A 3,817-nucleotide genomic window follows, 5' to 3' on the forward strand; every position below is an offset into this window, starting at 1 on the left:
CACCCGATCCCGGGCCGCCTGGCCACCGGCCCGGGCGAGGGCCTCCAGCATCTCGCCGACGGTCACGCTGATGCCGGGCAGGTTGATGCTGCGGGCGTCACCGGTGGCGGGGAGCCTGGCCGCCAGCAGGAAGTTCGCGACCACGGTGGCGGGGCTCGAGAGCCAGAGGCGCAGATCCGGGCTCACCGGGCAGATGGCGCTCTCCCCTTGCAGCGGCTCGCGGATGATGCTGCTGACAAAGGAGGAGGCGGCGCGGTTCGGTTTGCCCGGCCGCACGCAGATGGTGGGCAGGCGCAATACCAGACCGTCGACGAAGCCCTTGCGGCTGTAGTCGTTGACCAGCAGTTCCCCCATGGCCTTCTGGGCGCCGTAGGAGGAGGTGGGGGTCAGGGCGGTACCGTCATTCACCAGCTCCGGCAGCGGGCCGCCATAGACGGCGAGCGAGCTGGTGAAGACGAAGCGGATGCCCGGCCGGGCATGTCGGCACGCCTCCAGCAGGGTGCGGGTGGTGTCCAGGTTTACCTGCCAGCCGAGATCGAAGTCCTGCTCCGCGTGGCTGCTGACGATGGCCGCCAGGTGGTAGACCACGGCAGTCCGCTCGCTGATGAGGGACTCGGCGACACCGGATTCGGTGAGGTCGGCCCGCAGACAGCGAACCCTGGGGTCCGGCAGGGGGGATTGCGGCTGCTGGATGTCTACCAGCAGCAGCTCGGTGAAGGGGTGGGGGCCTTGCAGCAGAGCCCGGGCCAATTTCTGGCCCAGGAAGCCACCGCCGCCGGTGATGATGATCTGCATCTTGTTATCCTCAGACTCGTTCATGTTCAGGGTCGTTATTGTTGTGTCAGCCAGCCCAGCCCTTCACGGGTGCCGGCTCTGGGGTTGTACTCGCAGCCTATCCAGTCGTGGTAGCCCGCCTGCGCCAGCGCCTTGAACAGGTGGGGGTAGGCGATCTCCCCCTCGTCCGGCTCGTGGCGATCCGGCACCGAGGCGATCTGGACATGGCCGATGGCCGGGCCCAGCTTGCCGATGAGACGGGTGAGATCCCCGTCCATGATCTGGGCGTGATAGAGGTCGAGCTGCACCCCCACGTTGGGTCTGTCTATCTCCTGCACCAGGGCCAGGGCGTCGAGCTGGTGAGCCAGGAAGTAGCCGGGTACATCCCGATCGTTGAGCGGCTCCAGCAGCACCTTGATGCCGTCTTCGGCCAGGAAGTCGGCGGCGAAGCGGATGTTGTCGATCAGGGTCTGGCGGTGGGCCGAGAGGCTATGAGCAGGGTCCACGATGCCGCTCATGGCGTGTACCTTGGTGCAGCCGAGCGCCAGGGCATAGTCACGCACGCTTGGCAGGTGGCCGCGAAACTCCGCTTCCCGCCCCGGGATGGCAGCCATGCCGCGCTCCCCCGCGCCCCAGTTGCCCGGCGGCATGTTGAACAGGGCCTGGGAGAGCCCCTGCTCGCGCAAGCGGCGGCCCAGCTCTGCGGCCGGCCACTCGTAGGGGAAGAGGAACTCCACCGCCTCGAAGCCTGCGTCGCGGGCGGCGGCGAAGCGCTCCAGGAACGGCACCTCGGTAAACAGCATGGTGAGATTGGCGGCAAACTTGCTCATGGTTTCATCCTCCTCAATTCATCAATTTCGGGTTCGCTCAGGTAGCGGATGGAGTGGCCATTGAGCATCAGTGCCAGGCGCGCCGTCTCCTCCAGCTCTTCCATGTTGTTGACCGCATCCACCAGATCCTTGCCCGTCACCACGGGGCCGTGGTTGGCAAGCAGGAAGGCGTTGCCTTCGGGAGCGCGGCGCCCCAGCTCCTCGGCGATGCGGGCATCCCCCGGCTTGTAGTAGGGGATGAGCGGCAACTGGCCGACCCGCATCACGTAGTAGGGGGTGAAGGGGCGGATGACGTTGGCCGGATCCAGCCCCTCCAGACAGGAGAGGGCGGTCAGGTGGGTGCAGTGCAGGTGCACCACGGCCCGGCAGTCCGGATTGTTGTGGTAGATGGCAAGGTGGAAGGCCACCTCCTTGGAGGGGCGATCTCCCCCCAGGTGTTCCCCCTGCAGGTTGACGTGAGAGAGCCTGTCGGCGCTGAGCCGTCCCAGGCAGGAGCCGGTCGGGGTGGCGATCAGGGTGCCGTCCGGTAGCAGGGCGGAGAGGTTGCCGGCGCCCCCGGTGGCATAACCGCGCTGGAAGAGGGAGGCTCCCAGCATCACCATGGTGTCGCGCAGTGCCTGTTCAGTCATGGAAGTACTCCTGAGCCTTGTCGAAGAAGTCGTCGCTCCCGAAATTGCCGGACTTGAGGGCCAGCGACAGGGGGGCGTCGATGGCCCGCACCCAGGGCACACCGGGGGCGATCTGCGGGCCGATGTGGAACGCCTTGACGCCGAGGGCCTGGGTGACCCGGCTCGAGGTCTCGCCACCGGCGATGATGAAGCGGTCCACGCCGGCGCCTTGCAGCAGTTGGGCGAGGCGGGCAAAGCAGTGTTCCACCGCGTCGCTGGCCGTCTGCTGGCCGTGGGTTTCCTGAATGCGGGCCAGCTCCGCCGGGCTGGTGGTGGCGTAGACCAGCGGCGCCGGGGTACGGGGCTGGTCCAGTACCCAGCGCGCCAGCTCGGCCGGGTAGTCGGCCTCTTCGAGGCAGCGCACCACATCCAGCGCCAGGGCAGGAGCGTGCTGGCGATAGCGGGCCACCTGACGGTTGGTCATCTCGGAGCAGGAGCCCGACAGCACCGCGGCGCGGGTGCCTCTGGGCCAGCCCGCTTCGCGGGCACCCTGCAGATCGCCGCTCCCAAGCTGACGGGCCAGGCCGATGGCGAGGCCGGATCCGCCGGTCACCAGGGGCATGTCGAGGGCTGCGGTGGCGATGTCCAGCAGGTGCTGCTCGGTCAGGGTGTCGACCACGGCGTAGCGCACACCAGCTTGCGTTAGCTGCTCAAAGGCGTCGGCAATGGCGCCGGGACCCTGTGCGATGGTATTGAACGGCACCAGACCGGCACGGCCCTGGGCCTGCCCCTCCATCAGCCGCAGCAGGTTGCTGTCGGTCATGGGGGTGATGGGGTGATGGCGCATGCCGGACTCGGCGAGCGGCTGGGCGCCGACGAAGAGGTTGCCCTGATAGACGGTGCGACCGTTTACCGGCAGGGCCGGGCAGATCAGGGTGAACTTGCTCTCCAGCGCGGCCAGCAGGGCGTCGGTGACGGGGCCGATGTTGCCCGCCGCCGTGCTGTCGAAGGTGGAGCAGTACTTCTGGTAGATGCGCGGGCAGCCGCGGGACTTGAGCCAGTCGAGGGCCGCCAGGGAGTCGCGCACTGCCTCATCGGCCGGGCAGGAGCGGCTCTTGAGGCTGATCACTACGGCGTCGACCCCGGTCAGATCCGCCTCTGCCGGGATGCCGGCAAACTGGATGGTGGAGAGGCCGTTCTCCACCAGAAAACCGGCGATGTCGGTGGCGCCGGTGAAGTCGTCTGCGATGACTCCGAGTTTCATGCTTGCTCCTCCTGACCCGGCAGGGTGATGCCTGAGAAGATCTTGATGACGGCGCTGTCATCTTCCTGGCCGTGGCCTGCATTGCTGGCACCGAGGAACATGTTCAGCGCCGTGCTCGCGAGCGGCAGCGGGAAGCGCAGCGCCTTGGCGGTGTCGGCCACCAGGGTGAGATCCTTGACGAAGATGTCCACTGCGGAGCGGGCCTGGTAGTCACCGGCCAGCACCCGGGGCATGCGGTTTTCAAACATCCAGGAGTTGCCGGCGGCATGGGTCACCACGTCATACATGAGATCCAGGGACACCCCTGCCCGGCTGGCCAGCGCCATCGCCTCGGCGGCCAC

The 3,817-nt window shown here is 67.5% G+C and carries 5 protein-coding genes; all 5 read right to left on the reverse strand.

Translation table 11 applies throughout. The features are described from left to right. The coding region (gene denD, locus AACR77_RS14280; protein ID WP_231563247.1) for a D-erythronate dehydrogenase at positions 1-819 on the reverse strand (819 nt) is incomplete at its 3' end. A gap of 11 nt (positions 820-830) precedes the next feature. Beyond that, positions 831-1,604, reverse strand: a complete 774-nt coding sequence (otnI, locus tag AACR77_RS14285; RefSeq protein WP_010673296.1) for a 2-oxo-tetronate isomerase — start codon at positions 1,602-1,604, stop codon at positions 831-833. Further along, on the reverse strand, positions 1,601-2,233 hold the full coding sequence (gene otnC, locus AACR77_RS14290) for a 3-oxo-tetronate 4-phosphate decarboxylase (protein ID WP_042882422.1): 633 nt from the start codon (positions 2,231-2,233) through the stop codon (positions 1,601-1,603). The genes otnI and otnC overlap by 4 nt, the downstream gene beginning before the upstream one ends. Then, positions 2,226-3,476: a 3-oxo-tetronate kinase gene (gene otnK / locus AACR77_RS14295; RefSeq protein WP_042882423.1), complete on the reverse strand. Its 1,251-nt coding sequence runs from the start codon at positions 3,474-3,476 to the stop codon at positions 2,226-2,228. The genes otnC and otnK overlap by 8 nt, the downstream gene beginning before the upstream one ends. Next, positions 3,473-3,817: NAD-binding protein (locus AACR77_RS14300; RefSeq protein WP_042882424.1), on the reverse strand; the 345-nt coding region annotated here is incomplete at its 5' end. The genes otnK and AACR77_RS14300, both read right to left, overlap by 4 nt.

It is taken from the genome of Aeromonas sp. ZOR0002, from assembly GCF_963866995.1.
Lineage (GTDB): Bacteria > Pseudomonadota > Gammaproteobacteria > Enterobacterales > Aeromonadaceae > Aeromonas > Aeromonas caviae.

What these genes read in the sequence shown, in the direction of transcription:
- otnC (WP_042882422.1), bottom strand. Translation starts at nt 2,233, where the DNA reads ATGACTGAACAGGCACTGCGCGACACCATGGTGATGCTGGGAGCCTCC.
- otnI (WP_010673296.1), bottom strand. Translation starts at nt 1,604, where the DNA reads ATGAGCAAGTTTGCCGCCAATCTCACCATGCTGTTTACCGAGGTGCCG.
- otnK (WP_042882423.1), bottom strand. Translation starts at nt 3,476, where the DNA reads ATGAAACTCGGAGTCATCGCAGACGACTTCACCGGCGCCACCGACATC.